The 17666-nt window shown below is 25.3% G+C and carries 14 protein-coding genes; 7 read left to right on the top strand and 7 right to left on the bottom strand.

The window, feature by feature from the left end; genetic code table 4:
* Nucleotides 1-210: 210 nt before the first annotated feature.
* Together nagB and nagA are read right to left on the bottom strand one after the other, a co-directional pair.
* Entirely contained in the window at nucleotides 211-954 is a 744-nt protein-coding gene (nagB, locus tag ACXX89_RS00300) for a glucosamine-6-phosphate deaminase (RefSeq protein WP_436358530.1), read from the bottom strand.
* Nucleotides 954-2057, bottom strand: coding sequence for an N-acetylglucosamine-6-phosphate deacetylase (gene nagA / locus ACXX89_RS00305; RefSeq protein ID WP_458557238.1), 1104 nt, complete (start codon nucleotides 2055-2057; stop codon nucleotides 954-956). The genes nagB and nagA overlap by 1 nt, the downstream gene beginning before the upstream one ends.
* 191 nt (nucleotides 2058-2248) lie before the next feature.
* Between nagA and ACXX89_RS00310 the strand changes: the two genes are divergently transcribed.
* The 6 genes from ACXX89_RS00310 (at nucleotide 2249) to ACXX89_RS00335 (ending at nucleotide 8536) form a co-directional block, all read left to right on the top strand.
* A complete protein-coding gene (locus tag ACXX89_RS00310; RefSeq protein WP_458557239.1) occupies nucleotides 2249-2548 on the top strand; it encodes a hypothetical protein in 300 nt (99 codons plus the stop codon).
* Complete coding sequence (locus ACXX89_RS00315; RefSeq protein WP_458557240.1) at nucleotides 2541-4022, top strand: PTS transporter subunit EIIC; 1482 nt, start codon at nucleotides 2541-2543, stop codon at nucleotides 4020-4022. Before ACXX89_RS00310 ends, ACXX89_RS00315 begins: the two co-directional genes overlap by 8 nt.
* A 107-nt stretch (nucleotides 4023-4129) precedes the next feature.
* Nucleotides 4130-4255 carry a hypothetical protein gene (locus ACXX89_RS00320; protein WP_458557241.1) on the top strand — a complete coding sequence of 42 codons (126 nt, stop codon included), beginning with the start codon at nucleotides 4130-4132 and terminating at the stop codon, nucleotides 4253-4255.
* A 74-nt stretch (nucleotides 4256-4329) separates the two neighbouring features.
* A complete protein-coding gene (locus tag ACXX89_RS00325) occupies nucleotides 4330-5220 on the top strand; it encodes a MurR/RpiR family transcriptional regulator (RefSeq protein ID WP_458557242.1) in 891 nt (296 codons plus the stop codon).
* A 58-nt stretch (nucleotides 5221-5278) separates the two neighbouring features.
* Complete coding sequence (locus ACXX89_RS00330; RefSeq protein ID WP_458557243.1) at nucleotides 5279-6484, top strand: phosphoglycerate kinase; 1206 nt, start codon at nucleotides 5279-5281, stop codon at nucleotides 6482-6484.
* A gap of 51 nt (nucleotides 6485-6535) precedes the next feature.
* Nucleotides 6536-8536, top strand: a complete 2001-nt coding sequence (locus ACXX89_RS00335; protein WP_458557244.1) for an MIP family Ig-specific serine endopeptidase — start codon at nucleotides 6536-6538, stop codon at nucleotides 8534-8536.
* Nucleotides 8537-8581: 45 nt separating this feature from the next.
* Here the strand turns inward: ACXX89_RS00335 and aspS are convergent, their stop codons facing one another.
* From aspS to ruvA, 5 genes are read right to left on the bottom strand one after another with little or no spacing between them, the layout of a single operon-like run.
* Nucleotides 8582-10285, bottom strand: a complete 1704-nt coding sequence (aspS, locus tag ACXX89_RS00340) for an aspartate--tRNA ligase (RefSeq protein ID WP_436358537.1) — start codon at nucleotides 10283-10285, stop codon at nucleotides 8582-8584.
* Nucleotides 10272-11534 carry a histidine--tRNA ligase gene (gene hisS, locus ACXX89_RS00345; protein WP_458557245.1) on the bottom strand — a complete coding sequence of 421 codons (1263 nt, stop codon included), beginning with the start codon at nucleotides 11532-11534 and terminating at the stop codon, nucleotides 10272-10274. The genes aspS and hisS overlap by 14 nt, the downstream gene beginning before the upstream one ends.
* Before the next feature lie 12 nt (nucleotides 11535-11546).
* A complete protein-coding gene (gene secDF, locus ACXX89_RS00350; protein WP_436358539.1) occupies nucleotides 11547-14156 on the bottom strand; it encodes a protein translocase subunit SecDF in 2610 nt (869 codons plus the stop codon).
* Nucleotides 14157-14193: 37 nt separating this feature from the next.
* Entirely contained in the window at nucleotides 14194-15153 is a 960-nt protein-coding gene (gene ruvB, locus ACXX89_RS00355) for a Holliday junction branch migration DNA helicase RuvB (protein WP_458557246.1), read from the bottom strand.
* Entirely contained in the window at nucleotides 15131-15781 is a 651-nt protein-coding gene (gene ruvA / locus ACXX89_RS00360; protein WP_436358541.1) for a Holliday junction branch migration protein RuvA, read from the bottom strand. The genes ruvB and ruvA overlap by 23 nt, the downstream gene beginning before the upstream one ends.
* Before the next feature lie 375 nt (nucleotides 15782-16156).
* Here ruvA and ACXX89_RS00365 point away from each other — a divergent pair, with 375 nt between their 5' ends.
* Entirely contained in the window at nucleotides 16157-17512 is a 1356-nt protein-coding gene (locus tag ACXX89_RS00365) for an ATP-binding protein (protein ID WP_458557247.1), read from the top strand.
* Nucleotides 17513-17666 lie beyond the last annotated feature (154 nt).

Raw genomic sequence — 17666 nt, forward strand, 5'->3', positions numbered from 1 at the left:
GTGTTTTAAATTTAAGGCTTGCAAAATTCTTTAATGTGTTATCTTTATTAATAAATTAAATTTTACAAATTTATATTTATTTTTATTATTTTAATCTTTACTAATTTAACAAGTAAAGTATAAAAACAAAAACCTAAAATGCCTTAAAATAAAGTAAAATCGGTAATATAAACTTTCAACTGGGAAAGAAAATAGTATAATTTAAAATTTTTATTTTTCTTTATTTTGAAAGTCCAATAATTTAGCTGCTTGTTCATCTAAAATAATAGTTACATCTTTATGTAATCTTAAAAAACTTGCAGGTAAATTACCAGAAATTTCTTCTGTTATCATTCTTTTAATTGCTTCTGCTTTGGAATTTCCAGTCGCAATTAAAAGAATTTTTTTTGCTTCTAATATAGTTCCAATCCCCATGGAAATAGCTGTTTTAGGAACTTCATTTTCATTATTGAAATATATTTTATTAGATTGAATTGTGCTTTCTGTTAATGTTACTTCTCTTGTCCTATCATAAATTTGAGAACCCGGTTCATTGAATGCAATATGTCCATTTGTTCCTATTCCTAAAATCATTAAATCAATTCCACCACTATTTTTTATTTTTTCTTCATAGATAAGTGAATTTTTTTTAATATCACCAATTCCATTAGGTAAATTAATATTTTTTTTAACAATATCAATATGATTAAATAAATTTTGATACATAAAATAATGATAAGAACAAGGATTTTCATTAGAAACTCCAACATATTCATCTAAATTAAAAGATGTGACTTTTGCAAAGGAAATTTCTTTATTTTTATACATTTTAATAAGATTTTTGTATGTTAAAATAGGTGAATTTCCTGTAGCAAAACAAATTTTTAAATCCTCTTTTTTAAAAATTTGTTCTTTTATTAAATTAGCAGTAAATTCTGCTACTTTTTCTTCATTATTTTTAATAAATATTTTCATTATTTCACCACTTCTCCATTTATATAAACTTTTTTTATTGAATAATTTTTTGAATCTAAAATTAAAAAATCTGCTAAATAATTTTCTTCAATTTTACCTAAATTTTGAATTCCAAGATATCTAAAAGCATTATATGAAGTCATTTTTACAGCTTCATTTAAAGAATAACCTAATTTTAAAATATTTTTAAATGCATCATGTATTACTATTCCTGAACCTGCTATTGTATTTGTTGCAAGTAATTTGATAACTTTTGCCTTTTTATAAACAACAAGACTACCAGAAACACTCTCTCCATCTTTATAATAAGCAGGTTTAATAGCATCAGAAATTGCAATAATTTTATCCACTCCTTTTATATCAATTGTGAATTTTACAGTTTCTTTTTTAATATGAATAAAATCAATAATCATTTCACTATAAACATTTTTATTTGATAAGGTTGCTTGTACTATTCCAGGATTTCTTGAATCCACTCCAGACATTGCATTTCACAAATGACAAACTGAATCACACCCATTTTTAAAATATTTAGAAGCTAAAGTAAATGATGCAGATGAATGACCTATAGAAGGAAAAATTTCTTTCTTTTTAATGAATTTTAAAATATCTAAATTTGCCATTGTAGGATCAAAGGAAATTCTTTTCAATTTATTATTGGAAGCAAATAATAGTTTTTGAATTTTAAATTTAGTTGCTTTTTTTAAAAATTCAGCACTATGAGCTCCTTTTTTATCAAAATTAATAAAAGGACCTTCTAAATGAATTCCTAAATTTCTAGAAACTGTTTTTTCTACAAGAGACATTAAATTTAAAGAGTCCAAAATTTTAGTTCATTGTTTAGACATTGCAGTAGGCATAAATGAAGTTGTTCCTAGTTTAGCTAATTTTTTAGAAACTTTATATAAAGATTCTTTATTATCCATAACATCATAATTTGCAATTCCATGAATATGTAAATCAACAAAACCTGGAACTATTAAATTACTTCCTTGTCCTTCTATTCGCTCTATTTTTAATATTTTATTTTTTTCTAAATAAATATTTGCATTGTCAATAGTATATTCTGGATTAATTATTTTGCAGTTTTTTATTATTGTCATATTTCACCTTATTTTATTTTACAATTTATCAACAAAATAAAAAAAAGTTGCATAAATTATGCATAAGAATTTATAAATATTCATTAAATTTCAAAAAAAATGCATAAAATATTTATTTTATTTCATTAAAGTTCAAAATGTATAATAATTTAATTGTTAAAGACTTATTTAACACTAAGGAGGAAAAGTAAATGTCACTTTTCAAAAAAATTGACTTTAAAAAGATTGAAAAAATTCAATGAATATACATTTCACTATGAATTTTGTTTTCAATTTTACTAATAACTGTTGTTTTATTGCTAACTCTTTACACAAAACCAAATTTAAACAATGCTGAACTTCAAGCAGCAGCATTAAAAGTTAGAGCAGATGTAATTGCTTCTTTTGTTTTGGTTTTTGTAATTGTTTTCTTTGGATCAATTCTTTCAACTGTTATTATACATGGATTCTTTATTAAAAAAGTGAAAGGAGTAAAACAAAAAAATGAGTAGTTTAAAAACAATGAATGCTGGAAAAGCTAGTTCAGGTTTTTTCAAAAAAATGTTAGAAAGACTTGGAAAAATTGGTACTGCTTTATTATTCCCTATCGCTATTTTACCGATAGCTGCTATTTTATTAAGAATCGGGGCTGATGTTCCGCAAGATACTACATTTTCTAAACTTATTCAAAATATTGTAACTCAGTCTGGAGATCTTGTTTTTTCAAATCTTTACTTGCTATTTGCTATTGGTTTAGCATTTGGATTTACTAAATCAAGAAGGGGAGAAGCTGCTTTTTCAGGGGCTGTTGCAATGTTTATAGTTGCAAAACTCGTTCCGATTTTAACTACAGCTTTATATTCTCAAATTAATTTAGGAGAATCTTGAGCAAAAGATCCAAAAACTATAGTGCTTGGATTTGAAGCATTATTTAGAGGTAAATACGAAGCAATTCTTGGAAACAACGTTTTAAGTGGAATTATAGTTGGTTCTTTTGTTGCTTGAATTTATAATAAAACTAATATGGTTGAATTACCAAAAGTGCTTGGATTTTTCTCAGGAAAAAGACTAATACCTTCATTAGCTGTTGTTTTTGCAGTAATTTTCTCAGTTGTTTATTCACTAATTTTCCCTTGAGTAGCATTTGTAATATTCAAACTATCTAAATTACTTTCTGATGCAACGAGCCCAGGAGAAGCAAACACACTTTCTGTAAGATTCACAAGAGCTTCCATTGAAGGAGTTTATGGTTTCTTAAATAGACTATTAATTCCTTTTGGATTACACCACATCCCAAATAATTTATTCTGATTCCAATTAGGAAGTTTTGCTAAAGAAGGTGGAAAAGCAGATGAAGTTGTAAATGGAGATATCTTTATTTTCTTACAAGGAGTTGCTAAAAACAACCCAGGTGGATTATTCCAATCAGGATTCTTCCCAATGATGATGTTTGGATTACCTGCATTAGTTGGAGCTTTTGTATATACAGCAGAAAATAAAGAACAAAAAATCAGAGTTATAGCACTTCTTGGTTCTGCTGCACTTGTAAGTTTCCTTTCAGGAATAACAGAACCACTGGAATTTGCATTCCTTTATGCATCACCATTATTATTTGTTGTACATGCTGTTTTAACTGGTATTTTTGCCTTTATAACAGGTGCATTTGGAATTCAATTAGGATTTGGTTTTTCAGCTGGATTAATGGATTACATTTTAAGTATTCCTAAATCACTTGCTATAATTAAAGAATCAGGATTTACTGGAGCAAATAAAGTATTTGCAAACCCAGGTTGAATAATTCCTATCGGTGCTTTAACAGCAACTACATATTTCTTTGTTGGAACACTATTAATTAAAAAATTAAATCTAAATACCCCAGGTAGAGGTACAGGAAAAATTGCTGATGAAGAAATAGAAAACCAAAAATCAAGCAAAATAGAACAAACAGATTCTAAATCTAAAAGTACTTATCTAAAAAAGCAGTAACCATCATAAAAGCATTTGGTGGTTGAGAAAATATTGTAGAATACAATAACTGTTCAACAAGATTAAGATATATTGTTAAAGATGGTTCTAAAATCGATGAAAAACTGATGAAAAGCGCTGGAACTTTTGGATTAATTAAAATTTCTGAAAATTCATTCCAAGTAATTATTGGTGTTGAAGCAGAACTTTTAAATAACCAAATAACCGCAAACATCGGTGCTCCTTTAGAATAATTAAAAAGTTCAAGTTATAAAAAGACTTGAATTTTTTAATCAAATTCTTAAGTTATGAATATAATTAAGGCAATATGAATAAAAACATTTTAATTTTTGACAAAGATATAATTGAAGAAATTGATAAAAAGAACTTTTCAATTTCTTCTTTTAAAAAAATTTGAAATTTTATCGAGAAAGAACCTTTTAACTTTATAAAAACAAATTCAACAGATTTATCTAAAAAATTAGATATTTCTCAATCGACTGTTTCGCGTTTTGCAACAAAAATAGGGTTTGCTAGTTTTAAAGATTTACAAATTTATGTATCTCAAAGAATTCAATATAAAAAAGATTTAGAAATAGATATTAAAGATGAAAATAATTTAACTTTAACTCAAGTAATGAATAATATAAAATCACATTATCTTTTTTCTTTAGAAAGCACTTTAACTAATTTAAATCTAGAAAAAAACATTACAGATTATATTAATACCCTTTTAAAATACAGGAAAATGACAATTTTCTTTGGTGTTGGAGAATCTGCTCTTGTAGCAAAATACCTTGCAACCAATTTAAGAAAAATAGGTTTTAATACTATTTTTATCAATGATATCCATGAATTTTTTTCTTTTAGTAACTTATTAAAAGACCATATGCATATTACTTTAATTTCTAAAAGTTGCAAAACATTAGAAATTAAACAAATAAAGGAGTATTTAGACAAATTTTCCATTGCTACAAGCATATGAACTAAAAATAGCAAAATAACTGTTACTAAAAATGTGCAAAACGTAATATTTTTAGATAGTATTGAACAAAATTACAGAATTGGTTCAATTGGTTCAAAAATTTCTGCCTTTATCATTGCAGACATAATTTTTACTTATTTAAGTTCCAAAATAGATCATAAACAAACTATTTTTGCCAAAATTGAAAACAACATTGACCAGTGAAATAATTTAAATATTAAAGATAAAAAATAACTATAATAATAAAAAAGTTTTATAATATTATTAATAAAAATAAAAAATAGGAGAATAAATGAAATCAACAGTTAAAAAAACAATTGATGATCTACAATTAAAAGGTAAAAAAGTTTTAATAAGAGTAGATTTTAACGTTCCAATTAAAGATGGTAAAATTACTTCTACAAAAAGAATTGTAGCTTCTCTTCCAACAATTAAAAAAGTTATTAGTGAAGGGGGAAAAGCAATTGTCTTTTCTCACCTTGGAAGAATTAAAGAAGAAGCAGATAAAGCAAAAAAATCTCTTCAACCAGTTGCTATTGAACTTTCTAAACAATTAAATCAAGAAGTTCTTTTTATTAGCGAAACTAAAGGAAAAAAACTTGAAGATGCAATTAAAAAATTAAAAGATGGGCAAATTTTATTATTTGAAAATACAAGATTTGAAGATTTAAATGATAAAGCTGAATCAAAAAATAATCCAGAATTAGGAAAATACTGAGCTTCTTTAGGTGATGTATTTATTAATGATGCTTTTGGAACTGCTCATAGATCACACGCTTCAAACGTGGGTATTGCTTCTAACATCAAAGAATCTGCAATGGGTTACTTATTAGAAAAAGAAGTAAAAGCACTTTCTAAAATTGTTACAAATCCAGAAAAACCTTTTGTTGCAATTATAGGAGGAGCTAAAATTTCAGACAAAATTGGCGTTGTATCATCGCTTTTAGAAAAAGCTGATAAAGTTATTATTGGTGGTGGTATGGCTTATACATTCAATAAAGCTTTAGGTTTTAATATCGGAACTTCTCTTGTTGAAGAAGATAAGATTGAATTAGCAAAAGATTATTTAAATAAATACAAAAACAAAATTATTTTACCAGTTGATCACGCTATGGGTAAATCTTTTGAAGATCAACAAAGAATTTTAAATGACTCAAATCCTTTACAAATTCTCGATAATACAATGGGACTAGATATTGACAAATATTCAATAGAATTATTCAAAAAAGAACTTGAAGGTGCTAAAACAGTTCTTTGAAATGGACCAATGGGAGTAACAGAATTTTCTAACTTTAAATATGGAACAGAAGAAGTTGCAAAAGCAATTTCTAAACTAAATGGTGCTTATTCTGTAATTGGTGGGGGAGACTCTGTAGCGGCAGTTGAAAAACTTGGTTTTGAACAAGCATTTAGTCATATTTCAACAGGTGGTGGAGCTTCTATTGAGTTCTTAGAAGGGAAAGAATTGCCTGGAATTAAAGCAATTCAAAATAAATAATTAACTAAATAAAATCTATTTTTTTAGATTTTATTTTTATATTTTACAAAAATGAAAAAACAAAAATTTATTAAAAAGTTATTTATTCCACTTGCTTCTTTTACTCCATTAATGCTTTTTTCTTGCTCAAACACTAAAAATGAAATTTCTGTGAAACCAACCAATGAACATCAATATGAAAAATCCAATGACTATAAAACTCTAAAGAATGCTAAGAAAACATTCTCTGATGAAGAAAAAAATATTTCTAAATTTTTTGAAAAAAAGATTGATAAAATCTCTCATGCAAAACAATTAGAAATATTAAAAGAATTTTTACAAGAACAAAATTTAACACTTTCTAGTGATATTTCTGTTAGTTCTGTAACTCTCCAACCAACAAGAATGTATTGAGCTTTTAAAATCAAAAATATAGAAGAATCCTTTGGTTTTGGTTTCTTTTACAAACAAAAAAGTAAAGAAAACAAACCAGAAAACCCTCAAAATCCTCCTTCAAAAGAACCCAAACCAACACAGCCAGTTACAAATCCTAAAGATAATCCCCCAGAAACCGAAACACCAAAAGAAAACCCAAACAACGGAATGCCACCTTATTTTGATCCTTCCAATGTTGAAAAACAATTAAGAGAAGCTAGAGAAAAACGAGAAAGAGAAGATCAAATAAAAAGGGATGATTTAGGTCCACAAGATTCTGATTTAATTATTTCTGAAAGTGAAGCTTATAATGAAATTTTAGATAGAAGTTTTGCAATTTCCTTTAATTCTAACGGAGTTGATCCTGAAGATAATCAATCTGGTGTAATAGCAAATAATCCAAATGGTACTGCTTGATTATTGGATTATGCTTGAAAAAATAATCAAGAAAATTCTGATGAATTAGTTCTTTTCCTTGCTACTAATGCTCACGTGTATCAACGTGCATATAATGCTTTAGATCAAAAATGAAAAACTGATTTTCCTGATTATTTCTCTAAAAATTCTACAGATTCAATTGAAAGTTTTAACATCGGTTTTGCTCCTAAAAACATAGCAAATAATGCTTCAATAAATAATTTGGAACACCCTGGACAAGGTAATAAAGCAATCTATTATACTAATGCAACATCAGCACAAACTACAAAGTATGATGACACAACATTAAATAGTTTTATTAAAACTACAAATGTTTTTGATAATCCAAGAACAGTCTTTGTTGCTACAAATTTCTTTGATGATCAAACAAATAAAAAATTAGTAGAAAGTGCTCAAAAACAAGAAGAAGACAAAAATAAAGATTTAGTTGTAGGAAAAGATTTTGCAGTCTTTTCATTAAAAATTCACTATAATAATTTGAAAAATGCAACAGATGCTAATTTAACTCAATTTAAAACTAAAATAGATAATGCAATTGCTGCATTAAAAAATAGTATCACAAGATCAAAAGGTAAAAATAATATACCTAATGTTGAAAATAATTCTATTCCTTATCTTGATATTGATTATGCAAGTCAATGATTAAATAAAGAAGATGCTAAAATTAATCAATATAATTCTAAAAATCGTTCTCACTCAAATCTTAAATCAATATACATTGCTGGTTATCCATCTACAGACAATCAACAATTTTGAATGCGTAATTACTCCAAAAATATAGAAAGAGACAGTGCAGCATTTGCACAAAGAGCAAACTTTACTAATGGCCAAGATGTTAAATCTGAACTTGATAATAATAGAACAATGAAAGGGATTGGTTATCAAGGTCTTATAAGTAATTCCGGTCTCTTTTGAGGTTCTTCTGGATCATTAGCTCTTAATGAATATGGAATTGCAGTAGGAATTTTTGCAACAACAGCCAATAAAGGAGATTGAAAAGATATTTCTGGTAAAGGTGGCGTTGTCTTTCTAACGCAATATGCAGACGATGCTTTCTACGGACCAGCTCATAATTTAATCGATGGATCAAATAAACAAAAATATCCAAAACAAACAAAATCTTATAAAGAAAATCTTACCAAAATGAAAGCAGATTATGAAGGATTTACTCATACTGCTTTATTCCCTGAAGGAGTTTAAAAAATAAAATCACAGATGAATTTTTGTGATTTTTCTTTATTTTCGTTATTTTTGCTTTGGTTCTAAAAAGTATTCATCTAGTTGTTCTTGTGTAACTTCTGAAGGTGAATCAATCATTAAGTTTATACCTTTTGAATTTACAGGGAAAGGAATAACGTCTCTAATGGATTCTGATTTTGTTAAAATCATAATTAGTCTGTCTAAACCAAAAGCAATTCCTCCATGAGGTGGAACACCGTATTCTAAAGCATTTAAAAAGAATCCAAATTGACTTTCTGCTTGTTCCTTAGACATTGAAATGGTTTCAAACATTTTTCTTTGAATTTCACTATCGTGAATTCTAATAGAACCTCCTGCAACTTCAAAACCATTTAAGACTAAATCATATGCTTTAGCTTTTGCTGATTTTGGATCACTTTGGAAAGTGTCAATTGATTGTTCTTGAAACATTGTAAAAGGATGGTGAGCAGCTGCATATCTTTTGTTTTCTTCATCGTATTCAAACATTGGTCAATTTACTATTCAAGCAAATTTATAAAGACTTTCATCAGCAAGTTTAAATAAATTATTTAATTCTACTCTTAAAGCTCCAAGTGATTGACAAACTTTTTCATATTCATCATTAACTATAAATAATGTTCCATCACTAAATTTTTGCTCTTGTATAAAATTGTTTATTTTTGAAAAATCAGCAATTTTAAAAGAAGTAGATGTTATTTGACCTTTTTCTAAAATTAAATAAAGTAATCTATTTCCTTTATTTTTACGAACTATTTCATCTAAATGTTTGAAATCTTTTTTTGAAATTGTTTCTTTTTCTAAAAAAAGAGTTTTTGTTGTAGAGTTACTAAATAAAAATTCATTTTCGTTATTTAAAATGTTTGCATTAATTAATTTATTTTGGTATCTTAAATCAGGTTTATCGCTACCATAATTATCGATTGCATAATCATAATCAATTCTTTGGAAAGGAATTTCTAAAGGAATATTTAATTTTGAAAACAGGTATTTCATCATTTTTTCTACAAGATTTTGAATATCTTTTTCATCTATAAAAGACATTTCAAGATCAAGTTGAAAGAATTCAAATTGTCTATCTTTTCTTAAATCTTCATCTCTAAAAACTTTTGCAAATTGGAAGTATCTTTCAAATCCAGAAACCATTAAAATTTGTTTAAATAATTGTGGTGATTGTGGTAAAGCAAAGAATTTTCCTTTAGTTCTTGTTGGTACTAAAAAATCTCTTGCTCCTTCTGGCGTTGATTTAGATAAAATTGGGGTTTCGATATCGATAAAATCATTTTCATCTAAGAAATCTCTTAAATATTTAAAAACTTTATTTTTAAAAATAATGGTGTCTTTTAAAATATTTCTTCTTAAGTCTAAAAATCTATATTTTAATCTTAGTTCTTCAGATACATTAATTTTATCATTAATTTCAAAAGGCAATTCTTTTGATTTAGAAAGAATAATTAATTCATCAGCAATAACTTCAATTTGTCCGGTAGCTAAATTATCATTATATTCTTTTCTTTCAAAAACTTTTCCTGTAACTTGGATTACATACTCTTTAGCAATAAACAAGTTTTTTTCTTCATTATTAAAGATAATTTGTGTAATTCCTCAACGATCTCTTAAATCAATAAAAGTGAAATTTTTAAATTTTCTTATGTTATGAACTCAACCATATAAAGTAACTGTTTGTCCTACATTTTTTATATTTAATTCGTTATTATTAATTAATTTCATTGTGTATTTCCTTTATAAAAGCTTTTATATCAATTATTTGCAAAATCTTTTTTTCATTTGTACTAAGGTTTTTTAATGTTAGTTCTGTATTTTTTTGATTCTTTTCTTTAAATAAAATATATTTTGCTTTAATGTTTTCTGCTTTTGCAAAAATTTTAGCTATTTTTTGAATTTCTTTATTGGATTCTACCTTAAAGTTGTGTTTTCTTAATTCTAGAATTAGTTTATTATTTATATTAAATTCATCTTCATTAAAACTTGCTACATAAATATCAATTCCAGAATTATAATTAAAATCATTATTAAAGTCTAAAATTTCAATAATTCTTTCAACTCCAATTCCAAGTCCAATTGCAGACATTTGTGGACCATTTAGTTCTCAAAAAAGATTATTATATCTTCCACCACCAATTAATGTACTTTTAGAACCAAGAGCTTTTGAACTTGACTCAAACTCAAAAACAAAATCATCATAATAATCAAGTCCACGAACTAAAAATTCATCTACTTCAAAATCAATATTTTGTTTTTGCATCAACTCCTGCAATTTATTAAATTCATTTTTTGATTTTTCATTAATAAAGTCTAAAATTTTTGGTGCTTGTTTGATAAATGTTTTAGTCTGTTCTATTTTATCATCTAAAATTCTTAAAGGATTTTTTTCTAATCTAATAATTGATTCTTTTTCTAATTCATCTTGATGAGTAATCAAATATTTTTTTAATTCAACTAAATATTTTTTCCTGTCTTCTCTTGAACCTAAACAGTTAATTTTTAACTTTACTTCTTTAATTTTTAAAAGTTCTAAAAATCTTGTAGCAAAACTTATAATTTCAAAATCATATAGATAATTGCTTTGGCTAATATATTCAATTCCAGCTTGATAAAATTGTCTAAAACGTCCTTTTTGTGGGCGTTCATAACGAAACATAGGTCCAAAATAAGCAAACTTATTATTATTTATATATAACTTATTTTCCAAAATAGCCCTTACTGTTGAAGCGGTTCCTTCCGGTCTAAGAGCTAACTCTCTATCGGATTTATCTTTAAATAAATACATTTCTTTATTTACTATATCCGATGTTTCTCCAGATGTTCTAATAAATAAATTTGAATATTCAAAAATTGGAGTTTCTATATATTTAAAATTTCAATTTTTTATAATATTAAAAAAAGTTTCTTGTATTTTTTGTAACAAGAACACTTCTTTATCGTATATATCTTTTGTGCCTTTTGGTTTTATATACATTTTTTTCCTTTTTTATGCTTCAAAATCATTAATACCAACAAAAGTTTGTTCTTTTATTTTTTGAGTATTTCAGTATTTATTTGCAATTCTTTTTGCTTTTCTTTTGTTTCTTCAAGTCTCAACTAATAATCAAATATGACTTGCGATAAATAATGATGAATATGTTCCAAACACAACACCAGTTACCAATGCAATGTTAAAGTATAAATCAGTTGAATCTTTAAAAATAATTAAAATTAATACAGTTAAAATTGTTGTTAAAGAAGTAAAGATTGAACGTTTTATAGTTTCTTTAATAGTTTTATTAACTATAAATCTTAATCTATTATAGTCGTTAACTTCTTTATATGGTAATTCTTTAAAGATTTCTTTAATTCTATCAAAAACAACTATAGTATCGTTAATAGAGTAACCAATTATTGAAAGTATAGCGGCTATAAAAATTGGTGAGATTTGTAATCTGAAAATGATAAAGATTAAGAAAACTATTATAACATTATGAATTAGCGAAATAATTGCAGCTATTGCAAATGTTCATCTTAATCTTAAAATTATATAGAAGATAACAGCAAATAGTGCAACTAATACAGAAATAATAGCATTATTTACTAAACTTCTTGCTTCTTCTGAAGAAATACTATATGTAATAATATTTATATTTTGAAACTTAGTATTTAATTCTGAACTAATTTCATTAAGAATATTAGTTATATTTTGATTAGTTCTAACTATAACATTATAAATATCTGCTTGTTGATCTACTTTTTGAATAATAATTTGATGATTATCGTTTATTATTCCTTTATTTTCAAGAAAGTCTTTGATTTCATTTGCTTTATTTAAAGTTAGAAAATCAAAATCTTTATCTTTAGTTTCAACTAAAATATTTGTTCCACCACTAAACTCTAAAGAAAGGTTAAATCCTTTTATAAAATCCTTATTTATTACTGCAAATGTGGTAAATACAATAAAAGCAGCTATAAAAATAATAACTGGAATGTAGTGAGTAAATTTAACATAATTTAGGTATTCTGGTCTTTCTATTTTTGCAACATAACCTCTTGCATATAAAGGAATGTATTTTTTTCTAACCCCTAATAAAAATTTATTTTTATCAAATACACCCGTTTTTACAAGCATTGTTGTAATTCATTTTGTAAAGAACAGCATAATTAACAATGTAAATAACACAGAAAATAGTAAAGTTACTGCAAAACCTTTAATATCTTTGGTCCCAAAAAAGAAGAGAATTACAGCAACAATTAATGTCGTTATATTCGAATCCAGAATTGTAGAAAAAGAAAATTTATTTGCTTTACTATTTGCTTTAATGCTGCTAGAACCCATATAAATTTCTTTTTTAATCGATTCAAACGATATTATATTCGCATCGACAGACATACCAATTCCTATTATTAAAGCAGCAATAGTAGAAGGTGAATATTCCCCTCTTACTGTTGTGAATAATAATAAAGTTAGAAATATATATAAACTTAAAGAAATTGTAGATAAGAAACCAAGAAGTCCATAATTAACTATCATAAATAAAGCAATTATAGAAATTGAAATTATTCCTGCAATTAAAGCTCCATTAAATGCATTCTCTCCTAAATCTCTAGGTACAAATGATGAAGATAAAAGTTTTAATGAATAATTATCGGTTCCATAATTTATATTTAAAGCTAACTGTTTTGCTTCACTTGATGTGAAATTTCCTTGAATAACAAAAGATTCACCAGATAAAGCACTATTGACTTGAGCAGATGAAATTAAATATTTTTTAGCATCAAATTGTGCTTCTTTTAAAATTGGTTGAAATACAGTTGGTTGATGTGTTTCAGGATTTGTTACAGTTTTTGGTTGTGTTTCTTCATTAACATGAACAAATTTATATGGATTAAATCCAGAATGAACTCATTCATCTCTAAAGTTAGTATTAGCAAGATGAATTAAATCTTTTAAGTTTAATCAAACTAAAATTAAATTTTGTCCTGCTGGTCTTTTAGAAATATAGTCAGTAGCTTTTGTTCATTCTAACTCACCAGATTTATCAGCTAAATTAATTAATACTTGATTTCTATTATTGCTATCAATTTGTTCTTTTGCTCCACCTGATTTAAATGGTGCAACATAATCTCTTTCGTTTCATTTATCTACGTTTTCAAAATCTAAAGTTTGTCCTGTAGTAAATTTTCCATTATAAAATAAAGGTTTATTATTTATGTCTGTGATTATAATTTGTTGTTTTGCAATAACTTCATTTGTAAAATCAACAATTTCTTCATTAGTGGTTATTCCACTTCGAGAAATTCTTATTCTACCTTCGCCCTCAATTGCAACTTGTGTACCATTTAAACCGACTCCACCGGTTAAACGATTAAATATTGCTTGGTCTGCCCTTTTTATTGTTTCATTATCGATTGGTTTATTTTTATCTTCTGAAGTAACTTGAACAAGAACTTCAGCACCACCACCGTATTCAATAGATTTATTAATATTTTTTGAAATATAATATTTGCTTCCTAATGTAATTGAAACTATGACTGTTGAAAAAGTGAAAAAAGCAATAAATCACCTTTTTCAATTTTTAGCACTAAATATATTTCTAAAAAACTTTTTCATAATAATATTTTATATTATAAGGTATTTTTAGTTATTTTTAACTAATATAGTTATATTTTTTTAAATATTCTTCTCCTTCAATCGTAATTCTTCTCCCTCTACTAGTTTTTTCAATTAAATTTAATTCTAATAAATTGGGTTCTATATTTAACAATATGTTATCTTTATTATCTTTTAAAATTCCTGAAATTACATCCAAAGATACACTTTTTCTTTTGAAAATATTACCTAAAAGTTTTAAATAATCAACATGTAAATGAGTTAAACCATTATGATGAATTCCAATATTTTTAAGAGTTTCATCAATTAAATTTTTATCAATTTTAGATTTTTGAGAAAAAATATAAAAATCTCTGATTCTTTTTAAAATATTGTTTAAAATTCTTGGTGTACTATTAGCAAATTTAGTGATATATCTTATATCATTATCTGAAATTTCTATATTTAATTTTGATGAAGAATTTTTTGCAATGATTTTCATTTCTTCTGGAGAATATTTTTGTAATTTTGCAATGAAACCAAAACGATCTTTTAATGGTTGACTTAATCTTTCAAATTTAGTTGTAGCACCTATTAAAGTAAACTCAGGTAATTTCATTCTCATTATTTTATTTTCTCCATCTACTCCAATTTGAATATCAATTACATATTCTTCCATTGCTGTATAAAGTAATTCTTCCATATTTTTATTCATAGAATGAATTTCATCAATAAAAATTAAATCCCCTTTTTTAACAGAACCAAAAATTGAAAGAATATCTGATTTTTTCTCTATTAAAGAACCTTGTATAAACTTAATTTGACCATCTAATTCCGTTGAAATAATTTTTGCTAAAGTTGTTTTTCCAAGACCTGGTGGTCCAAAAAACAATAAATGATCAAGAGTTTTTTTACGCTTTTTTGATGAACCTATTAAAACTTTAATTGTATTAACTAGCTCTGTTTGACCAATAAATTCATCGAAATTTTTTGGTCTAATTTCTAAATTCTCTTGCATTAGAAATTAATTTAATAGCTTCTTCAACTAAGAATTCAAAATTTTCACTTGGTTCTAAAGATGAAATCGCATAATCAATTTGTCTTTTTTGGAAACCAAGGACTTTAAGTGTATCTTCTAATTCACTCATTACCTTAAAATCAAGTTTTGAATTAGACTCATTTTCAAATTCATGAGATTCATTTTCTGTGCTGTTTTCATCTACTTTTTCTTCTTTGGATTTTAAATTACTTAATATTTTTCTATATTTATTTTGAAAATCAAAAACAATTTGTCTTGCTATTTTTTGTGATATATAAGTATATTTTGAAAGTCTTTCTCAATCACCTTCTGCAATTAAATTAATTCCTTTTTCTCATCCTTCAGAAATAAAGGATAATGCTGTTTTAGGACCAACACCTGATATTGTTAATAAATCTTCAAATAAAATTCTTTCTCTAAAATTTTCAAATCCATATGTTGTTTTTTGATAATCATTTTCTCAATTGTAAATATAAACTTTTCTATTTTCTCCTTTTTCAAATTTATCGCTATTGACAACATATATAAGATGTCCTGTTGATGAACTTTCTAATATAATGTAATTTTTGTTTTTTGAAACTATTTTTCCTATTTTATAAATTTCCATTTTTTTCCTCCATCTAAAAGTTTCTTTTTTTTATAAAAAACAAATAAAAAAGAAAAAAATTAGGAAAATAAGCTCGTTTTTCCTAAAATTTTAAATATTGAAGTATTATTAAAGTCCCTATTTATAAATTAATATAAAAAAATAAATAAAAATTAATTTAAAAACATAGATTTAGAAAATTAATTAAATTTTCAATTGATTTAAACTAAAATAAGTTATGTTATGTATAATTTAATTAAAAGAAAAAGTATAATAAATCAACTATTTCTGAATTTTAAAACAATATTAAAATTTAAATATAATAAATAAAGTGTTGGATATAATAAATTCATTGAATGATATTTGAAAACAACAAACGCATAAATAGGGAGATATATGGAAAATAGTAAAATTGAATATAAAATTGATATTCCAGATAAAGCAAATAAACTAAAAGCAGAAATAGTTTCTTTTTTAAACAGCAAGGGTGGAGAAATACATCTAGGAGTTAGAGATGATGGTAGTATTGATAAAGAATTGATAGAAAATAAAAAACAAGAATGAGAACAATTGCTATCTAATTGAGTGTCAAATGCTTTTAGTCCAAATGTTATAAACTTAATTGATATTCTTCCTAATGAAATACCTTTTAAAATTAAAATAACTGAAGGTAAGGAGAAACCTTATTTTTATAAAGAAGGAGAAGGATTTAATTCTAAAGGGATTTTTATTCGAGTTGGTAGTACAAAAAGAGTTGCAAGTTTTAATGAAATTGAAAGAATGATTAGAAATCATCCATCAAATGATTTTGAATCAAATAGTATTGATAGAAATGATTTGACTTTTACATATATTGAAAATAGATTTAAAGAAAAAAATATAAAATTTGATATATATGCTTTATCGTTAAAAGGCAAAAATGATAAATATAATAATGCTGCTTTGTTGTTAAGTGATCAAAATCCAACAATAAGTAAATTCGCAGTGTTTCAAGATAAGGGAGTTATTGAATTTTTAGATAAAAAAGAATTTACTGGGTCAATTTTAAAACAGCTAGATGAGATATTGTATTTTTCTAGTTTATCCAATAGAAAAAGAGTTACCATTTCAGGTAAACCAGATAGAGAAGAGTATTTAGACATTCCTAAGAGAGCATTGAGAGAAGCTATTGTAAATTCTTATTGCCATAGAGACTATACACTAAGCGGTGATGTAAAAATTGAATTTTATATAGATAGAGTTCAAATTTTTTCACCAGGTAGTTTACCTGATGGTTTAACTCTTGAAAATATAAAAATGGGAATGGCTGCAAAAAGAAATAAAATCATTGTAAATGCATTAGATAAAATTGATATGATAGAAAACTATGCAACAGGAGTAAGAAGAATATTTGAAGATTATTCTGATTTTAAAAAACAACCTAAATACTATATTTCTGATAACGGCGTGATTGTTACATTATTCAATAGAAATTATAAAATAGAAGATGAAGCCCAAAATGAAGCCCAAAATGAAGCCCAAAATGAAGCCCAAAATGAAGCCCAAAATTTAAAACAAAATACTAAAAAACGAATAGAGAAAATTTTAGAGTTAATGAAAGTAAATAATAATATAACAAGAAGTAATCTTAAAAATATATTAGGAGTGTCTAAAACAACAATTGAACGTGATATTGCTAAATTAAAAGAAGAAAATAAAATAGAATATATAGGAAGTTCAAAAAAGGGTTATTGAAAAATAAAAAATAATTAAATGAGAATTAATAAAAATCAAAACACAATAAAATGTAATTAAATCAGATAAATAAAAACCGTTTTGCCCCATAAAACAGGCATAAACAGTTTTTTAATACATTAAACTGAGAAAGCTTGGAAGTGTAATAAATTTTGTGTAAAAATTTCTCAAT

Source organism: Mycoplasma sp. 1012, from assembly GCF_054343455.1.